Source organism: Leifsonia sp. Y878 (assembly GCF_057669685.1).
The window spans coordinates 747,834-761,186 of sequence record NZ_JBYHFS010000001.1 but is presented as its reverse complement, the minus strand read 5'-3'; the positions used below and the strand labels follow the sequence as shown (position 1 = coordinate 761,186).

Below are 13,353 nucleotides of genomic sequence, written 5' to 3'. Positions count from 1 at the left end.
GCAAGGCTCCCCGCCGGATCACTGCGCTCACATGGATGCGTGAACGATTGTCACTGGGCTCACTCAGCGATGTCCTCCCCAGGACGAGTTGCTGGCGTGGCCGCTCTTCCCATGATTCCCGCTCTTCCCATGATTCCCGGAGTCACCATGGTTCCCCGAGTCACTATGGTCGCCGCGGTCTCCGTGATTGTGACCGTCGCCGCCGTTACCACCCTCAAGCGGAACCACGGTGATCTTTCCGATCGACTGCGGGTTTCCCGTCGCGTCTGGTACGAAGGTATCCGTTGTCACGTACAGGCTGTCCCCCTGCAGGTCGATAGCTGCCGGTGACGTCAGTGCGATGAACGGAGTTGGAGTGTCTTCTCCCGCCGGTACAACCGAAACCTGCCCTGTTGCATCGTCGCCGCCGAACATCTCGGCCACGTAAATCTCGCCAGACCGCGACACCGCCAGTCCTGTCGCGCCGACAAATCCGGTCGCGTACAGTTCGACGTCGCCGGAGTCAGGGTCAACCGTGTAGATCGCCCCACGCGCGCCGAGGCTCGCGTCCTCAGGCCCACCGGGCAATGACGTCACATACAGCAGCCCGTCTGGGCCGAGTGCGACATCCGTCGGTACGGGTTCGAAGGTGGCGTAGTGGTCGGCGGCACAGGCAGGCAAGCCGTTCGCAGCGGCGATCTCAGCGGTGACCAGGACAGGCTCTGTCGGCGGCAACACGGCCGTCGTTGACACCGTGCCGTCGTAGTCGACCTTCAGGATCGCGTTGGCACCGGCATCCGCAATATAGATCCCGTCCTCAAGCGGAAGCGACGCATACGGGTGCGAGTCCACTCGCCCGGTGTACAGACCCGGATTCGACATCGGGCCGGTCTCAAATTGGTCGAGGCAGGCCTGATCGAGCCCCTCGAAGCCGTACTCATTGACCTGGTCCGGGTTCTCCGATTCCTCCCAGGCACGGATGTTGGCGAGCTCAGTCGGCGAGCCGCCCTCTGGCAGGCTCATCAGCGTCGTGGTCGAGAGGTCCGTTGCGTTTTGCGCGAAATAGATGGTCCCGTCTCGTTGGGAAACCGCGCCAATCTCGCTGCCGGGCGCGCTCACGACCTCTGAGGCCGCACCCGCACTGTCAACGCTGGTGAGCAGTCCCGCAAAGTTCTGGCTGACCAGTGCGGTTCCCTCCCTGTTGACGGAGAGGCTGAGTGGAGTGGTGAGGTCACCCACCAGAGTTGTGGGGGTGCCCGGAGTGACGGGCGTGTCTGGGGATGATGGATGCCCCCTGTCGCCCGCTATCGCAGGCGCGGCTATGGCCAGGGATGCGACGACAGCCGCGCAGGTCACAGCAGTGATGATCGGTTTCTTCACGATGGGTCTCCTTGCACTAACGGGAATGCACTGGACAAGTACCGGAGAAGGACGTGAGGGTGCCGCGGTCGCAATCGACCGCCGTGGAAGGGGAACTGCACTCCAGAACACCGCTTGCGAATCGGTCCGTTCCTTCGCCGGGTCAGCGAACAGATGCGCTGACCTTGGCAACCTAACCCCGAAGGCTGGCATGGGCTAGGCGGCGAGCAAACTGCGTCGCAAACCGCGCACACGCGGCGGAAATGACCGAAATATTGGGTTCTTCTACGTCCGGTTTCTCACCTCATTCGGGTGAACCGTAGACGCGGTGAGCGTCGTGGCTACTATCGGCTATGAAACGTCACCGTCGCGGCAGTCACAGCGGGAGGCACAGTGCTAGCGAGTCGACCAACCCGGGCGAATCGGCCATACCGACTGAACGAATCGATCGTGCTGGCGGTGCCGCCGGTGTCGCCGTTGGTGCAGAGGCGACCCCGACTGGCGATGGCCGAGGACCGCGCCGTCATCACCGAGATCTGGGCGGGGGCAGGCGCAGGCAAAACGACCCTGCTCTCGCTCTGGGCCCGTGATGTGCAGGCCCGCGGCGAAGTCGTCGCCTGGGTGGGCCTTGGTCCCGGCTACGGATACCGCCCATCGCTCTCCGCGCTCGTTCAGGATGCCGTGCGGCGCGCTGCCAGTGCCACTACCGCTGCCGCTACCCAGAGTGGGCGGAGCGGGCAGCTTCGCAGCGACCACCAGCCACTCACCCTCATCTTCGACGACCTGCACCAGCTGCGGAGCCGTCACGACAGTGAATGGCTGCTGGCTCTCATCCGGGAGCGAGGCCCCGAGGTGCGAATCGTGATGGCCGGGCGGTATCCCCCAGCGACCATCGCCAGGCGACGCTTGTATCCCGAAACAGTCGAGTACCGCTCGACGCATCTCGCGTTCACCCGAGATGAGGCCAGGGAGTACTTCGTTGTGCACGGCACCGCGCTCGCCGAGGCCGACCTGGACGCCGCGTGCGAGCGAACGCGCGGCTGGGCTGCAGCCCTGGCGCTTCTCGCCGGGTGGATGCACGGGGCGAGATCACCGCAGCCGCGCTCCGCTAACTCACAGCCCGCTAACTCACAGCCCGCTAACTCACAGCCCGCTAATTCACGGCCCGCTGATTCACGCCTTCCCCGCAACTTCAGTGGCGACCATCGCGCCGTTGCCGACTACCTGGTGAGCGAAGTGCTCGACCAGCTGCCACCCCGTCATCGAGCGTTCCTGCTCACGACCTCCATCGTCGACTCGCTCACCGTGCCGTGTGCGGTGCGCCTGTCGGGCCGTGACGACGCCGGAGACATCTTGGCTCAGCTGGAGAACATCACATCGCTCGTGAGTCATCATGGCAGCGCCGATGCCGTTGAACACGCAGACAACGCAAGCAACGGCGTCGGGCGCACCTACGACTATCACCCCACTCTCCTGACATATCTGCGCGCGGAGCTGCGCCGACGCGATTTCGATGGTTTTACACGTGGTATCTCTGTTGCATCTGAGTGGTATCTCAGTCACGGGCGCGCCGATCTCGCCCTGGAACTCTGCCTCCGCACGGACAACGCGGGGGCGCTGCTGCCCGCTGTCGATGAGGCCGGGGCCTCCCTGATCTTCGACGGCCACGCCACCATCGTCGCGCGGGCGCTCGTCGCGCTGGAGCACGCAGGCCGACACTCCACGACGACACACGTCGTGGCCGCGCTACTGTCAGCGCCGGCATTCGTCGACTCCGTTCGGGTTGATCACCACCTTGCCGCTGCAGCCCTCACCATCGGCACGGCGTCGGTGAGCATCCAGCTGATCCACGCAACCCTCACGATTCTGCGGGCGCCGGCATCCGCGCTACCTGCGCAGATGGAAACACGTGAACGCCTCACGAACTGGCCAACAGCGGATGCCGCTGGCACGGCACACAGCCTCACCTACGCCGCCGTGCTCTTCTCCCAGCTTGCCTACGCCAGGAGCTCCGAGGCGCACGGTGACGGAAACGGTGCCATCCGCGTGTTGCGCGCAGCCGTCGACAGCTCGCGTTTCGGCGCGCACGCCTGGCTCCATCTCCTCATGCTTGATGCCGCGGCATCCGCTGCAGCCCGACATGGCGCCTGGTCTGAGAGCGTCGCCGTGCACCACACCATCGCGGCGTTGGCCAGCACAAGCGACCAGCAGACGACCATGGTCAGGGCTCACCTGCAGCTTGCGGCGTGTGCGGCAGAATTCGAGTGGCTCGGCGACGATGCTCTGTCTGTAGAGCACTTCGAACCGCAGCTCGACGCGCTCCTGGGGATGCTGAGCGTCGATCTGGTACCCGGCGACACCGTGCGGGCACAGGCACTCCGCCACTTGAACCGACTGGACGTTCACTCCGACCCCCGAACCGCTCTCGATTCCCTCGATCGCTTGCTCAGGGAGCACGGTCATGCGCATCCAGACACCGTGGCGCTCAGTTCGTTTCGGTACATCGGGGCCATGCTGCAACTGCACGACAAGCATCAGGCGAAACAGACTGTCGACCTCATCGCGAACCCACCTGGGCGATGATTCGCTCGAGACTGCACTGGCGCGAGCTCAGCTCACCTCGGCTACGAGCGGTAGCGCAGCCACGAGTCTCGACCTCGAAACTGCGCTCTCCTCCTCACGTCGCACCTGGAACGGTACGACTCCGATCTACGCCTGGCTTCTGCTGGCCGAGTGGGCAGAGCGCTCCGGCCGCTCATCCCGCGCCGACGAGTTCACCGCAACGGCGCTGGAACTCGCCGACATGATGCACGCTCGGCGGCCCTTCATCGCGGCAGACCAGCGTGGTGTACGGCTACTGCGCCCGCGCATCGGGCGGTTGGGGCCGCACGACGAGCTCGCCAGGTCGATCGTCGACGCCGCGCCATCCGCTATTCAGCCAGGGCAACCGCAGCCCATGCATGGCGTCTATTTCACACCGAAGGAACGGGAGATCCTGCGGGAACTGCCCCGTCACCAGAGCGTCGGCGACATTGCGGCAAAGCATCAGCTCAGCCCCAACACGATCAAGACGCACATGCGATCGATCTACCAGAAGCTCGGTGTGACAGGGCGAGCGGATGCCGTGGAGCGAGCAGAGGCACACGGATTGCTCTGAGCGTGTTGCTCTCAGCGTGTTGCCCTCAGTGTGTTCCTCACGTCGATTGCGTACACGCTGCAATGAAGTCGGCAATGAAGTCGGCAATGAAGTCGCCCGGATCAGGGGATGCGCGATGGCGCACGGCGGCGCACAGTGGCGAGACAGGACCACTCTGAAGCAGGAGCACCACCATGTCCACCCGGTACGAGATCAGGATCGCCTGCGCGCTTTCGGACACGATCCGCGAAGCGTTCTACGAGCTGCATGCCGTTGAACTGGCTGCAGACAGCACACTCCTGACCGGCGATATTCGCGACCAGGCACAACTGCATGAGCTTCTCGCGCGCGTGGCCGATCTCGGAATCGACATCACGGAGGTTCGCGCGCAGCCCTGAAACCGCGAAGCCGTTAGTTGAGTTGGTTGAGGAGACAGCGAGGAAGGAGCCGTCGTCTCGAAGGCGATGACGGTCGCGATTTAAGCTGGGCGCGGGGTTTTCCCTCAGGCGCGCGATAAAGCGCGCGCCTGAGGGAAAACCGCGCGCCCAGACTCGACGGCTAGTCGAAATTGGAGTTTGTGCATCCACCATGATGTCGCGCAGCGGTGCCACTGCTCGAAACCAGTATCGAAAGCATGACGAATCGGCGATATGTCGTCGAATACAGGACGAATTCGCTCATTTCGTATCGCCCATCCTGTATTGGCGACACGTGCTGTATTCACGACACGTCGCGCAATGGTGACACGCGTCTGGACGGCCAATACGCGCTGTGCTCCCAGGAAGGCGCGCAGGCACGCGAAAGGGATGACCGCCGGTGGCTCGGTCATCCCTTTCAAGCGCACGTTCGTGTTCACGTCAAGCGTGAAGCGTGGTGCGTGTTGAGCGCCGTCGCTAGGTGGAGAGCATCTTGCTCTTCGCGGCAGCGAACTCCTCGTCGCTCAGGATTCCCTGCTGGTGCATGGTCGCGAGTCGCTGGATCTCCTCGACCATGGTGGAACCCGGCGCTCCGCCCGCGTCAGCCGCCGGCTGCGCTTGAGCTTGCTGGGCTTGAGCCTGCTGGGCTTGAGCCTGCTGGGCGGCCTGGGCCTGCGCCTGCTCTGCCTGGGCCTGCGCCGCTTCTGCCTGTTGCTGCTGCTCGTACTGCTGAGCCTCTGCCTGCTCGTTCGCCTTGTTCTGTTGGTGCCGGGATACCCCTCCGGCAACGGCGGTCGCTGTGCCGGCAACCACCGCGGTGCGCGCGGCCATTCCGATGAGGCCTGGCCGGCCCCCTCTCCTGAAGATTGGCATCAGTGGGTCCTTTCAGAATCGGCTTCGGCCTCGGCCAGTGCCGCATTGACGATGGGGGCGGGAATGCGCTTGGCGTCGATCACGAAGCCACCGGCATCCGCCAGACGCGACGCGAGCTTCTTTGCCCACGTCAGTTCAACCACGAGAAGCAGCGCAGATGTGCCAGGCGGCAGCGATTCACCCAGTTCAGCCACGTCTTCGTCCCCGGCCATCCCGCGCGCAGAGAGTTCGATGCCGGCCACGCCAAACGTCGCCGGCGCTTCGTCGACCTCGACGAAGGTGAGATCGCCTGCCTCCGATCGCGCTATAAAGACCAGGTCAAGGAGTCGGACGGTTCCGGCTTCGACGAGATCCATCACCGCACTTATGACACCGGGGTTCGGTTCATCACCCTCGAAGCCCGCAAGCACCAGCTCGACAGGCCCGTATTCAAAATCAGTCATTGCTGCCACCCATCACAGTCTTGAACCCGTCGACACCGATGTCGACGATTTTTTCGCACAGTACACCCGGCTCACGAAGGCGGGGATGTTTTTGGCGCGTCCAGCCCCGCTCGTTCACGCGGCCCTTTCGCAACTGCAATTGCCTGGCATAGGTTGCTACTGCAGGTCGACGTTTCTCAGCCAGCCACAGCCAACTGCACGCTGGCAAACGCCCGGCCGTCCCGGCGGAGCGTGCTGTACCACTCGGTCTTGTCGGCCATAAGAGTGGCGCCGTCGGGAAGCGCGGCAATCCTCAGCTCAATCCCGCGATCGGACAGCTCCCTGTCTAGGTCTGCAAGCGCGTCAAGAACCATGAGCGACGTGGCCATCATCCGGGAGAGATCGAGCACCACGGTGGCGATCCCGGCATCCGCTTCAACCAGGGCTATGACGGCCTGCTCATTCTCCAAAACGTTCGCCGTGTAAACAGAGCCCTCGATCACCACGACCTGGGTGGAGCCGCGACGCTCACCGGCAACGACCCGCACGCGGTTCAGCTCGTGGAGCACAAGCGCGAAGGTCGTGGCCACCCCAACGGCCACGGCGGCCAGCAACCCGACGGTCAGCCCCATGAAGGCCGTCAGCGCCGCGACCCAGAACTCCGGGCGGCTGATGCGCGCATATCTCACCAGCGCACGAACGTCGATCAGCCCAATGACCGCGACGAACACCATGGCCGCGAGTGTCGCCTGTGGCAGCAGGCTGAGCACAGGGCCGAGAAAGAGGGCAACGAGCACGGCAAGCGCAACCGTCACCAGTGTCGCCAGCTGCGACTTGGCGCCGGCTGACTGGTTCACCGCGCTTTGCGAGAAGCCGCCCGCCGCCGGAAGCGTCTGGAAGAACGAGCCGGCAACGCTGGCCGCGCCGGCCGCCAATAGTTCCCGGTTGCTGTCGATCTGGGTGTCCCCCGGCGAGCGGATGCCGCGCGCGACGGCCGCCGTCTCGAGGAACGCCATGATGGCGATGGCCAGCGCGCCGGGTATCAGCTGCGCGATGCCGTCGAGCGACGGCAGTGCTGGCAGCGGCAGCCCGGCCGGAATCGGATCGATGAGATCGACGCCTGCGGCATCCAGCCCGGTGAAGGCGACCAGCAGGATACCGACGGCGACGACAATCAGCTGGGCCGGAATCCGCGGCAGGTATCTCTTGCCGGCAACGAGAATCAACAAGGTGGCCACCGACAGCAGCGTGGTCGCCCAGTTGATTCCCGGCAGTGCCTCCACCACCGCAACGATGGAGCGGATGAACCCGTGCCCGGTGAAGTTGGTGTCGACCCCGAGCATCTTCGGGAGTTGACCGACGGCGACAGTGGAACCGACGCCGATCTGGATCCCGACGATGGTGGCCCTGCTGATGTTCTCGACGAGCGCGCCGAGCTTCAGCGCCCTGGCGATCACGAGGATCAGGCCGACCAGCAGGGTGAGCGTCGTCACGCTGCCAATGGGATCGTCAGAGTCGGCGGCCACGCTGCCGGTCACCAGCGTCGTTGCCGTGAGCGTGGCGATCGTCGATGTCGTCGACACGCTCATCGCGCGGGAGCCGCCGAGCATGGCGTAGACGATCATCGGCACCATGCACGTATACAGGCCGACCTGCACCGGCAGGTTCGCGATGGTGGCATAGGCCATCGCCTGGGGAATGATCACCGCTCCTGCCGCGATTCCGGCGGTGATGTCGGGCCGCAGCCACGCGCGCTGGTAGGTGCTCAGCGTGGGGAAGAACCAGGCGCGTCTCGCCACGGTTCCCGTTCGCGCCATGGTGCCCCCGACCCCGGTCAATCCACCGTCACCACCTCGGACCTTGCCAGATACCTTGCTGCAGTGCAATTATCATGCTCACCAGCGGGTCTACCTGACAAGTGTTAGTCAGATCCAACGCTGGTCGCTCGCGTCCCCCACAGCTTGATTTCCACCCAGCTTGATTCCCACACAGAACGGGGAGCACGTGCAGCGACCTCTCGCCGGCTTGAATCGCCGGAATCTGGTGCGCGAAACGACAGCCGGGGTCACCTTGCTGGCCATCGCGATTCCCCTCAACATCGGCTACTCGCAGATTGCGGGACTCCCGCCAACGGCCGGTTTGTATGCGCTCATCGTTCCGGCGATCGTCTATGCGCTCACCGTGTCGTCGCGACAGTTGGTGGCATCACCGGATGCCGCGGCAGCCGCACTCGTGGCATCGTCGATCGGCGGCCTCGCCGTGGCCGGCAGTGCCGATTACCTCACCCTCGCACTCGCCCAGGCCATCATCTGCGGCGTGCTGTTTCTGTTGTGCGCGTTCTTCAAGCTCGGATTCCTGGCGAACTTTCTCTCCCGTCCAATCCTGATCGGGTTCGTGGGAGGCCTTGCCCTCGACATCCTGGTCAGCCAGGTCGCGAAGATGCTGGGCGTGAAGATCGATTCGGGAGGTGAGTTCGTCGCGAAGGTCACTGCCCTTGTCACCGGTCTCACCACGGCCAACGGCTTCTCCATCGTCATCGCCGCAGCGGCGGTCGCCGTTCTTCTCCTCGGACGGCGCATTGCCAGAGCCATACCGTGGGCACTTGTCGTGCTCATCGTCGCTACCGTCGTGGTCGTGACGACCGGCCTGGAGGATGAGGGCGTCGCCGTACTCGGACCGGTGGACGCCGGCCCGCCCACCTTCGGCTGGCCGGTGCTTGAGTGGTCCATGTGGCTCGCACTCATCCCGTCGGCCATCGCACTCACACTCGTGGCGACGGCAGAGGGCCTGCTCGTCTCCCGCAGCTACGGCGACAAGCGCGGCTACCACACCAGCCCGAACCGCGACCTGTTCGCCTTTGGCGTTGCGAACGTCGCGGCCGGGGCCTCCGGCGGCTTCGCTGTCGGGTCATCGACGTCGCGCACGGCGGCGATGGACCAGGCGGGCTCCCGCACCCAGCTGCCCGCCATCATCACTGCGGTCGGCACTCTCCTGCTGCTGCTCTTCGGCACCGCCCTGCTGGAAGACATTCCCTCCCCCGCCATCGGCGCCATCGTCGCCGTCGCCATCGTGCCGCTGCTCGGGATCGCAGAGTTCCGTCGACTCTGGCACCTCGACAAGTTCGAATTCGTCATCGGCCTCGTCTGCTTCCTGGTCACGCTGTTCGTCGGGTCTATCCCCGGCATCCTCGTCGCGTTCGTGCTCGCGCTGATTAATCTCGCGAAACGTGCAGCCAACCCGGCCATCGACGTGTTGGCCGCCAACGACAATCCGACGGATTCGCTGCTGGTCGAAGCGCCGCGGGGAACGCTGACCGCGCCAGGGATCATCGTCATCCGCTTGGCTGCGCCGTTGTTCTTCGCGAACGGCTCTGTCTTCGCATCCGCTGTAAAGAAGTCGGTCACTGCGGTACCCGCCAACCAGGTACGACATATCGTCATCGACATGGAGGCCATCACCGATGTGGATGTCACCGGGGCCGAGAGCTTCACGACCCTGCTGGAGTGGCTGCGCGACCGCGACATCGAGGTGAGCTTCAGCCGAATGAGAGCGGACGCGCGCGACCGTATGACTGCGCTCGGCGTTCTGGGCGACGAACGCGTCTTTGACACCAATCGAGAGGCGGTCGCGGCTCTCGGCGCTCCGGTTCCCAGCCCTGTTCTCGACACCACAGACCCTGGAAAGGGATAAAACATGGCCGCAGTCATCGGAGACATCCTGAGCCTGGCCCTCGGTATCACCATCAGCCCGATCCCGATCATCGCGGCGATCCTGATGCTGCTCTCACCGCGAGCGAAGCGAACGAGCGTCGGGTTCATGATCGGCTGGGTTGTGGGCATCGTCGTTGCGGTAACGATTTTCACGCTGCTCTCGTCGGTACTGCCTGAGCCTGACAGTGGCTCGAAGCCGGTGGCAGGGACGATCAAAATCATCCTGGGCCTGCTGCTCCTCCTGCTCGCCGTCAGGCAGTGGAGAGGGCGCCCGAAGCGGGACGAAGCGCCGAAGCTGCCGGGCTGGATGAAAGCCATCGACACGATGACTCCGGCAAGGGGCCTCGGACTCGGCTTCGCACTCGCTGCGATCAACCCCAAGAACCTGTTGATGAGCATTGGCGCCGGCGTCATCATCGGCGGGAGCGGCCTGGCCGTGGGCGAGGCCACCATCGTCATCGTCGTCTTCACGGCCATTGCCGCGGCATCCGTTGCCGTGCCGGTGATCGCCTATCTGGTGGCGTCCAAGCAAATGGCGGGCCCGCTGGACGCGATGCGCACGTGGCTCACGCGAGAGAACGCGGTCGTGATGGCACTGCTGCTGCTGGTGCTCGGCGTGGTGCTGATCGGCAAGGGCCTCGGCAGCTTCTGAACTGAAGCGGCAGCAGAAAACCCAACCCGACTTGCAGATCAGTAGCCGAGTCTCACGGCAGTTGATCCTCGGTCACTTACTGGAGGGTGTAGGTCTTGACTGATTCCCTGATTCTCGCAGCGTGCTGATAGATGTCGTCAAGGTTCTCGATCGGATGCCGAGTCTCGACTTTTTGGTCATCAAACAGACCGAGATACTTCTGCTTCTTCCCGTTGAAGTGAAGGCGCGCTATCGGCTTGCGATTGTTGTCGTCCAAGAGAATCGCAAAATACGACTTGGAATCACGGTGAACGACCCGCTGGGGTTTAACTTCGCTGCAGGCGATTGCCTTGACGATCTGGTAGCCCTCCAGCTCTTCAAGAGTCGTGTCGAGTTCGGTATCTCTGTCCAGGTCGTCTTCGGCTGCTGCCTGACTCGTGACGCCACCCGATTCAGTTTCAACGTCATCGATCGCAAAATTCGTCCCGCCGAGGGCCGTCTTCAACCGGTCGTTAACCTGATCGTTGAGGAACTGGCTGGTTGCCTTAGTGACGAGCGGAGCGAACTGCTCTCTCACCTTTTGCGTGAGCGAACCTTCGTATACCCGTGAAGTGAAGAATCGGATCCATTCGTCTTCCGGTTCCTTGAACTGGGCCGCGATTGTTCGCTTGATCTGACCAACGTACTTCAGCTCACCGGCGGCGTTGATGATGGAGTCGAGGTCAAAAACATCCTTCGTAAGCTTGCGCAACTCGGGGATGAGAGTGTCGTCAATATCGAGCAGGTCCAAAACGAGGAAAGGCTTAGCGTCCATACGATTGGGCGCATCTAAGTCCGTGTAGAACTGATAAACCTGGCCATTAGTCAGTACGGCAATTCGAGCGTTCGTGACTGCGAAATACCGGTACAGCTGTGACGCATTCTCGATTTTCAGAGGTTCCGTCGACTTCTTGCATTCCATCAACATCTGCACTTCACCATCGCGCATGATGGCGTAGTCGATCTTTTCACCCTTTTTGATGCCAACATCGGCGGTGAATTCTGGCACTACTTCGAGCGGGTTGAAGACGTCGTAACCAAGGATGGTCGAGATGAACGGCATCACGAACGCGTTCTTGGTTCCCTCTTCGGTTTGAATGGCGTCGCGCTGGTTTCGCACCTTGAGCGACATTGCCGACAGTAGTTCCGCAAATTCCATGATTCCCCTAATCTGAATGTCCTGTTCGCACAATACTTGAACGCGGACTCGCTACCTGGACGACGCGCGTCACCGCGCCTCAGTTGTTGCGCGGCAGGAATCCACCACACCCCCACCATCGGTCATCTGCACGCGCTGATACCGTTACGATCGGGGCGTGCTCAACGATGCCGCTCCTGCCAACTTCCAAATCCACCCTGACGGCGCCTGGTATGAGCGCCTCCCGTCAAAGTCCGGCTCCTCCTTGTTGCAGAGTCAGCACCTAATCCAATCGCGACCGAGGCGGAACGACGATTCTTCTATGCACCAACGGTCAGCCGCGCCGACAACCTATTCCGCGGAGTCGCCCTCGGACTCTACGGCGAGAAGCTTCACACTGGCCAAGATCGCGCCCCGCTCCTCAGTCGACTTCGGGACGACGGTGTTTGGCTTATCGACCTAGCGCCTTTCCCGGTAAACCATCTGAGCTCCGGTGACCGGCGCCGAGCACTCAAAATCAGCGCCCCGTCACGGGTGCGTGAAATCCTCGAACTCAACCCTGACGGCATCGTCATTTGCCACACGCCATCGTTTAAGGTTCTCGCCCCCGAACTCACCGCGGCGGCAGCGCCCCTCCTCCACGAGCAGCCGATCCCTTTCCCCCTCGGCAACTACAGAGAGGCCTTCGCCACGGCCCTCCGAATCGCTGCCTCAGAGCTCGACTTCGGTTCTGAGATAACCACGAACTAGGAATTCCACGGGCGTTGACATGCCACGGCCCCATGACCCAGCCCGAAGAAGTACGTCGTCACGAGGCCTGCGACGGTGACACCAAGATGGTCGAAACGTCGTTTCCGTTGGATAAGGGGATGAGGGTCAGACTGTGGCGGTGATGCCGCGCCCGAACGTGAACGCGCGGACGATCTGCACGATGCCCAAGATGATCAGCGCAATACCGGTCAGCAGGAAGAGCAGTTGAGCGCCCCACACCGGCGCGAACAGCAGCACGATGCCGGCGAGGATGCTGATGATCGCAAAGAAGAGATTCCAGCCTCTCGATGCCGAGTCGCCGAGCTGCACAAGAGTCGCCACGCCCTCGACGATCCACAGAATGCCGACCAGGATTCCGAGGAAGACGGCGAGGAACACCACCGTGCCAGACAGGTTGGCGAATGCCAGGACTGCACCAATAACGAAGAGGACACCGAGGATGATGTTCAGCGCCCTGGTCCCCCCAGAGATCCCCCGCGAGAAAATGCCGAGGCCGATGTACGCGAGACCGGCGACGATGAAGTAGATGCCCAACAGCACGGCGATAGTCGCGGCCGCCGTCTGCGGCTGGAATGTGATCAAGAGGCCAATGATGAGGGCGACAACCCCACTGACGCCCAGCGCAATACGGATGCTGTTGACAGCGGACTTAGTGAGTTCAGCTGCGTCGAGCGAGAAGCCGCCGAGCGTCGAACCGGATGATGTGGACATCTGTTACCTCCTGCAGCAACGGTGATCAAGTGTGCACTCAGGCTATTCCCAGATTGGCTCCCGCGCCACAACACTTTTGAGACAACTCACTGATCGCAGGCATTTTGGTGGCGAATCACTGCCTACGGCGCGCGGACGCGAGGAGGATACCCACCGACGTGCTGACAG

General features: G+C 63.1%; 12 protein-coding genes. 6 read left to right on the top strand and 6 right to left on the bottom strand.

The genetic code is table 11. The features are described 5' to 3' along the window. Positions 1–63 precede the first annotated feature (63 nt). Entirely contained in the window at positions 64–1,359 is a 1,296-nt protein-coding gene (locus AC25Y4_RS03535; protein ID WP_488118984.1) for a ScyD/ScyE family protein, read from the bottom strand. A 483-nt stretch (positions 1,360–1,842) separates the two neighbouring features. Between AC25Y4_RS03535 and AC25Y4_RS03530 the strand changes: the two genes are divergently transcribed. From AC25Y4_RS03530 to AC25Y4_RS03520, 3 genes are all read left to right on the top strand, one after another. Beyond that, the gene (locus AC25Y4_RS03530; protein ID WP_488118983.1) at positions 1,843–3,921 is read left to right on the top strand and encodes a winged helix-turn-helix domain-containing protein; all 2,079 of its coding nucleotides are present in this window, start codon (positions 1,843–1,845) and stop codon (positions 3,919–3,921) included. Beyond that, entirely contained in the window at positions 3,806–4,495 is a 690-nt protein-coding gene (locus tag AC25Y4_RS03525; protein ID WP_488119517.1) for a helix-turn-helix transcriptional regulator, read from the top strand. The genes AC25Y4_RS03530 and AC25Y4_RS03525 overlap by 116 nt, the downstream gene beginning before the upstream one ends. 173 nt (positions 4,496–4,668) lie before the next feature. After that, the gene (locus AC25Y4_RS03520; RefSeq protein WP_488118982.1) at positions 4,669–4,872 is read left to right on the top strand and encodes a hypothetical protein; all 204 of its coding nucleotides are present in this window, start codon (positions 4,669–4,671) and stop codon (positions 4,870–4,872) included. A gap of 495 nt (positions 4,873–5,367) precedes the next feature. Here AC25Y4_RS03520 and AC25Y4_RS03515 read toward each other — a convergent pair whose 3' ends face one another. The 3 genes from AC25Y4_RS03515 to AC25Y4_RS03505 all read right to left on the bottom strand — a co-directional run bounded on the left by AC25Y4_RS03515 (position 5,368) and on the right by AC25Y4_RS03505 (position 8,002). After that, positions 5,368–5,763, bottom strand: a complete 396-nt coding sequence (locus tag AC25Y4_RS03515; RefSeq protein ID WP_488118981.1) for an SHOCT domain-containing protein — start codon at positions 5,761–5,763, stop codon at positions 5,368–5,370. Then, the gene (locus AC25Y4_RS03510) at positions 5,763–6,206 is read right to left on the bottom strand and encodes a DUF6325 family protein (protein ID WP_488118980.1); all 444 of its coding nucleotides are present in this window, start codon (positions 6,204–6,206) and stop codon (positions 5,763–5,765) included. Before AC25Y4_RS03510 ends, AC25Y4_RS03515 begins: the two co-directional genes overlap by 1 nt. Positions 6,207–6,382: 176 nt before the next feature. After that, a complete protein-coding gene (locus AC25Y4_RS03505) occupies positions 6,383–8,002 on the bottom strand; it encodes a SulP family inorganic anion transporter (RefSeq protein WP_488118979.1) in 1,620 nt (539 codons plus the stop codon). A 187-nt stretch (positions 8,003–8,189) separates the two neighbouring features. Between AC25Y4_RS03505 and AC25Y4_RS03500 the strand changes: the two genes are divergently transcribed. Both AC25Y4_RS03500 and AC25Y4_RS03495 read left to right on the top strand, forming a co-directional pair. Next, entirely contained in the window at positions 8,190–9,875 is a 1,686-nt protein-coding gene (locus tag AC25Y4_RS03500) for a SulP family inorganic anion transporter (RefSeq protein ID WP_488118978.1), read from the top strand. A gap of 3 nt (positions 9,876–9,878) precedes the next feature. After that, positions 9,879–10,547, top strand: a complete 669-nt coding sequence (locus AC25Y4_RS03495) for a GAP family protein (RefSeq protein WP_488118977.1) — start codon at positions 9,879–9,881, stop codon at positions 10,545–10,547. A 76-nt stretch (positions 10,548–10,623) separates the two neighbouring features. Here AC25Y4_RS03495 and AC25Y4_RS03490 read toward each other — a convergent pair whose 3' ends face one another. Continuing rightward, on the bottom strand, positions 10,624–11,724 hold the full coding sequence (locus AC25Y4_RS03490; RefSeq protein WP_488118976.1) for a type I restriction endonuclease: 1,101 nt from the start codon (positions 11,722–11,724) through the stop codon (positions 10,624–10,626). Between the two features lie 513 nt (positions 11,725–12,237). Between AC25Y4_RS03490 and AC25Y4_RS03485 the strand changes: the two genes are divergently transcribed. Continuing rightward, entirely contained in the window at positions 12,238–12,453 is a 216-nt protein-coding gene (locus AC25Y4_RS03485; RefSeq protein WP_488118975.1) for a hypothetical protein, read from the top strand. Positions 12,454–12,579: 126 nt separating this feature from the next. Here the strand turns inward: AC25Y4_RS03485 and AC25Y4_RS03480 are convergent, their stop codons facing one another. Then, positions 12,580–13,185, bottom strand: a complete 606-nt coding sequence (locus AC25Y4_RS03480; RefSeq protein ID WP_488118974.1) for an HdeD family acid-resistance protein — start codon at positions 13,183–13,185, stop codon at positions 12,580–12,582. Between the last annotated feature and the right edge of the window lie 168 nt (positions 13,186–13,353).

Bases quoted from the DNA above. Each gene is read 5' to 3' on its own strand.
- AC25Y4_RS03530 (WP_488118983.1), top strand. From the start codon at position 1,843: ATGGCCGAGGACCGCGCCGTCATCACCGAGATCTGGGCGGGGGCAGGC.
- AC25Y4_RS03520 (WP_488118982.1), top strand. From the start codon at position 4,669: ATGTCCACCCGGTACGAGATCAGGATCGCCTGCGCGCTTTCGGACACG.
- AC25Y4_RS03515 (WP_488118981.1), bottom strand. From the start codon at position 5,763: ATGCCAATCTTCAGGAGAGGGGGCCGGCCAGGCCTCATCGGAATGGCC.
- AC25Y4_RS03510 (WP_488118980.1), bottom strand. From the start codon at position 6,206: ATGACTGATTTTGAATACGGGCCTGTCGAGCTGGTGCTTGCGGGCTTC.
- AC25Y4_RS03505 (WP_488118979.1), bottom strand. From the start codon at position 8,002: ATGGCGCGAACGGGAACCGTGGCGAGACGCGCCTGGTTCTTCCCCACG.
- AC25Y4_RS03495 (WP_488118977.1), top strand. From the start codon at position 9,879: ATGGCCGCAGTCATCGGAGACATCCTGAGCCTGGCCCTCGGTATCACC.
- AC25Y4_RS03490 (WP_488118976.1), bottom strand. From the start codon at position 11,724: ATGGAATTTGCGGAACTACTGTCGGCAATGTCGCTCAAGGTGCGAAAC.
- AC25Y4_RS03480 (WP_488118974.1), bottom strand. From the start codon at position 13,185: ATGTCCACATCATCCGGTTCGACGCTCGGCGGCTTCTCGCTCGACGCA.